The sequence below is a fragment of the Sandarakinorhabdus sp. genome, assembly GCF_031422795.1.
Classification (GTDB): Bacteria; Pseudomonadota; Alphaproteobacteria; order Sphingomonadales; family Sphingomonadaceae; genus Sandarakinorhabdus.
In genome coordinates this window covers 1-3,469 of sequence record NZ_JANPML010000327.1, presented here as the reverse complement: position 1 = coordinate 3,469, position 3,469 = coordinate 1, and the positions used below count along the sequence as shown (strand labels likewise).

The following is a 3,469-nucleotide window of genomic DNA, read 5'->3' as shown; positions in this document are numbered from 1 at the left end:
CAGAAATATCGCGAGCCGGCGCTGTTGCAGCAGCTGGTCACCGATCCGCACACGCCGGGCCATTTCCGCCCCTATGTCGTGCGCAACATCGACGCCTGGTACAAGGCGTTCAACGTGAAGCAGGGCGAAAAGATGTACCTGTCGCCGGAAGAGCGCATCAAGCTGTGGTAAGGCGCTATTATCGCCCGATACTGACTGAAGGAGAGGGGCTGCTGCTTGCCGGCGGCCCCTTTTCCTTTGCGCGCTGCGAAGTGCTGACTCGGGCCGGCAGCCTGGGTTTTGTGGATGCGGCCGATGTGCCGGACGATTGGCGCGAACGGCTGACAAGGCCGCGCCCGTTGCTGGCCCGCTTTGAGCAGCGATTGCCGCTGGTGATGGGCATCTTGAACATCACGCCCGACAGTTTTTCCGATGGAGGCCGCCATGACGCGCCCGCAGCCGCCATCGCCGCTGCCCACGCCATGCACGCGGCCGGTGCGACGATCATCGACGTGGGAGCGGAATCGACGCGGCCCGGTGCGCCGGAATTGCCGGTGGCGGACGAACTGGCGCGGCTTGCGCCGTTGTGGAGCGGGCTGAAAGGCCTGCCGGTCTCCATCGACACGCGCAAATCACCCGTGATGGTCGCCGCGCTCGATGCCGGTGCGATGATCGTCAATGATGTCAGTGCGCTGGGCCATGATCCGGCGGCCATGGCGCTGGTGGCGCAGCGCGGCTGCCCGGTGATATTGATGCACCATCAGGGCACACCCGAAACCATGCAGCTGGCGCCGCAGTATGATGATGCGCTGCTTGATGTGTTTGACTGGCTGGAGGGGCGGATTGCCGCAGCCACTGCCGGCGGAATCGCAGCCGATGCCATCATCGCTGATCCGGGTATCGGTTTCGGCAAGGGGCTGGAGCATAATCTGGCCCTGCTGAAAGGGCTGAGCCTGCTGCACGGTCTGGGTGTGCCGATCCTGCTCGGTGCAAGCCGCAAGTCGTTGATTTCAAAACTGGCGGGCGACGTGTCGGTGGAACAGCGCCTGCCGGGCAGCCTGGCGCTGGCGCTGGCCGGGGCGCAAGCCGGCGTGCAGGTGCTGCGCGTGCATGATGTGCCGGAAACGCTGCAGGCCTTGGCAGTATGGAGAGCCTGCTCAATCGCGCAGGCCTGATCCGGCATTTGGCCCCTTCAAAGCTGCGCCCCCTTCACAGACACGGATTGTCTGCTAACAGGCGAACTGCACAGGTTGCGGCAGCGCGACCCGCCACTGCCAGCATTAGGGGTTTCGCCGATCATGGCCAGCAACGAACAGCAGAACGACAGCCACCGTTCCACCTATGAAAGCTTCACCGGCTTTACCAAGTGGGGCACGATCTTTGTGATCACGGTCATGCTCGCGCTCTACGTGTTCCTGGTCTGAAACAAGCGCAACTGGGGGCGGAACCATGAAGATCGCGGTGCTGAAAGAAGCCGGCGGCGTTGAAACGCGGGTCGCGGCCACGCCGGAAACGGTAAAGAAGCTGATGGGCCTGGGTGCCAGCGTGGCGGTGGAAGCCGGCGCTGGCTTTGGCGCAAGGATCAGCGATGCCGATTATGCCGCTGCTGGTGCCACGGTCGCTGCCCGCGCCGATGTGATTGCCGGGGCCGATATGGTGCTGGGCGTGCAGGGGCCGCAACTGGCCGATCTGCCCAACATTGTGCCTGGCACGATAGTAGCTGCCATCCAGTCGCCCTTCAACGATCGCGCCAAGATCGAGGCTTATGCCGGCGCTGGCCTGATCGCCTATGCGATGGAATTCATGCCGCGCACCACCCGCGCGCAATCGATGGACGTGTTGTCCAGCCAGTCCAACCTTGCCGGCTACAAGGCCGTCATCGACGCCGGCGAAACCTATGGCCGCGCCTTTGCCATGATGATGACGGCCGCTGGCACGATCAGCGCGGCCCGCGTGTTCATCATGGGTGTCGGCGTTGCCGGTCTGCAGGCCATTGCTACCGCCCGCCGCCTGGGCGGCGTGGTCAGCGCCACCGACGTGCGCGCCGCCACCAAGGAACAGATTGAATCGCTGGGTGCCAAGGCGATTTTCGTCGAGAAGGTGGCAGGCATTTCGGGCGAAGGCGCTGGCGGCTATGCCACCGAAATGAGCGATGAATACAAGGCGGCGCAGGCCGAACTGGTATCGGCGCACATCGCCAAGCAGGATATCGTCATCACCACCGCGCTGATTCCGGGCCGGCCGGCACCGCGCCTGGTTACCGACGCGCAGGTCGCCTCGATGCGGCCGGGCAGCGTCATTGTTGATCTGGCGGTGGATAGCGGCGGCAACGTCGAAGGTGCTGTTGCGGGTGAAATCGTGGAACGCTACGGCGTCAAGATCATCGGCCATTCGAATCCGGCGAGCCGCATGGCGCCTGATGCCAGCGCGCTCTACAGCCGCAATTTGTTCAACATGATCAGCGCCTTCTGGGACAAGGAGGCGAAAGCCGCCGTGTGGCCGGCTGACGACGATATCGTGAAGGGCATCAAGCTGACCGAGGGTGGCAAGGTCGTCCACGAACGGTTGCAGGGGTAAGCATCATGGATTTCCTTTCAATCCTGTCGATCTTCGTGCTGGCGGTGTTCGTCGGTTATTATGTGGTGTGGTCGGTCACGCCGGCGCTGCACACGCCGCTGATGGCCGTGACCAACGCCATTTCCTCGGTGATCATCGTCGGCGCGCTGATCGCGGCGGCGGCCGGTGCCATCACCGATGGTGGTGGCCTGTCGCAGTGGCTGGGCCTAGCTGGCGTGGTGCTGGCCAGCGTCAACATCTTTGGCGGTTTTGCCGTCACGCGCCGCATGCTCGCCATGTACAAGAAAAAAGACAAGAAGCCGGCGGCTTCGAAGTAAGGGCAGGACCATGGAACACGCAGTCGCTGCCACCCCGGCCTGGGCCGTTCTGGCCTATCTCGCCGCCGGTGTGCTGTTCATTCTCGCCCTGCGCGGGCTGTCGTCGCCGGAATCCAGCCAGGCGGGTAACCGCAATGGCATGATCGGCATGTTGCTGGCCGTCTGCACGTCGCTGGCGCTGCACCCGACCGGCTTGCCGCTGATCGTTGGCGCGATTGCGCTGGGCGGCGGTATTGGCTGGGTCATCGCCCAGCGCATCCAGATGACGGCGATGCCGGAACTGGTGGCGGGCTTCCACAGCCTGGTTGGCATGGCCGCCGTGCTGGTCGGCTGCGCGGCCTATCTCAACCCGGCGGCGTTCGGCATTGTTGATGCGGCAGGCGCGATCCTCACTGTGTCGCGGGTCGAACTGGGTCTGGGTGTCGCCATCGGTGCGATCACCTTCTCCGGATCGATCATCGCCTTCCTGAAACTTTCGGGCCGCATGTCCGGCTCGCCGATCCTGCTGCCGGGGCGCCATGTGCTCAACCTGGGCGTTCTGGCCGGCATTGTCATCCTCACCGGCCTGTTCGCCACCGATGCCACCGCTGCCGCTG

Annotated in this window: 6 protein-coding genes; all 6 read left to right on the top strand. The window is 64.2% G+C overall.

From position 1 onward, the window contains the following. The first annotated feature begins 24 nt into the window (after nt 1-24). Nucleotides 25-171 carry a M13-type metalloendopeptidase gene (locus RMO81_RS11860; RefSeq protein ID WP_409049613.1) on the top strand — a complete coding sequence of 49 codons (147 nt, stop codon included), beginning with the start codon at nt 25-27 and terminating at the stop codon, nt 169-171. Continuing rightward, a complete protein-coding gene (gene folP / locus RMO81_RS11855; protein WP_310476092.1) occupies nt 165-1,154 on the top strand; it encodes a dihydropteroate synthase in 990 nt (329 codons plus the stop codon). The genes RMO81_RS11860 and folP overlap by 7 nt, the downstream gene beginning before the upstream one ends. A 123-nt stretch (nt 1,155-1,277) precedes the next feature. Further along, nucleotides 1,278-1,403, top strand: coding sequence for an aa3-type cytochrome c oxidase subunit IV (locus RMO81_RS11850; RefSeq protein ID WP_310476091.1), 126 nt, complete (start codon nt 1,278-1,280; stop codon nt 1,401-1,403). Between the two features lie 25 nt (nt 1,404-1,428). Next, complete coding sequence (locus tag RMO81_RS11845) at nt 1,429-2,556, top strand: NAD(P) transhydrogenase subunit alpha (protein WP_310476090.1); 1,128 nt, start codon at nt 1,429-1,431, stop codon at nt 2,554-2,556. A 5-nt stretch (nt 2,557-2,561) separates the two neighbouring features. Then, nucleotides 2,562-2,873 (top strand): NAD(P) transhydrogenase subunit alpha, encoded by a 312-nt coding sequence (locus RMO81_RS11840; RefSeq protein ID WP_310476089.1) that lies wholly within the window; start codon nt 2,562-2,564, stop codon nt 2,871-2,873. Between the two features lie 10 nt (nt 2,874-2,883). Next, nucleotides 2,884-3,469, top strand: a 586-nt coding sequence (locus RMO81_RS11835) for an NAD(P)(+) transhydrogenase (Re/Si-specific) subunit beta (protein ID WP_310476088.1), incomplete at its 3' end; no start/stop codon positions are given.

What these genes read in the sequence shown, in the direction of transcription:
- RMO81_RS11840 (WP_310476089.1), top strand. Translation starts at nt 2,562, where the DNA reads ATGGATTTCCTTTCAATCCTGTCGATCTTCGTGCTGGCGGTGTTCGTC.
- RMO81_RS11850 (WP_310476091.1), top strand. Translation starts at nt 1,278, where the DNA reads ATGGCCAGCAACGAACAGCAGAACGACAGCCACCGTTCCACCTATGAA.
- RMO81_RS11845 (WP_310476090.1), top strand. Translation starts at nt 1,429, where the DNA reads ATGAAGATCGCGGTGCTGAAAGAAGCCGGCGGCGTTGAAACGCGGGTC.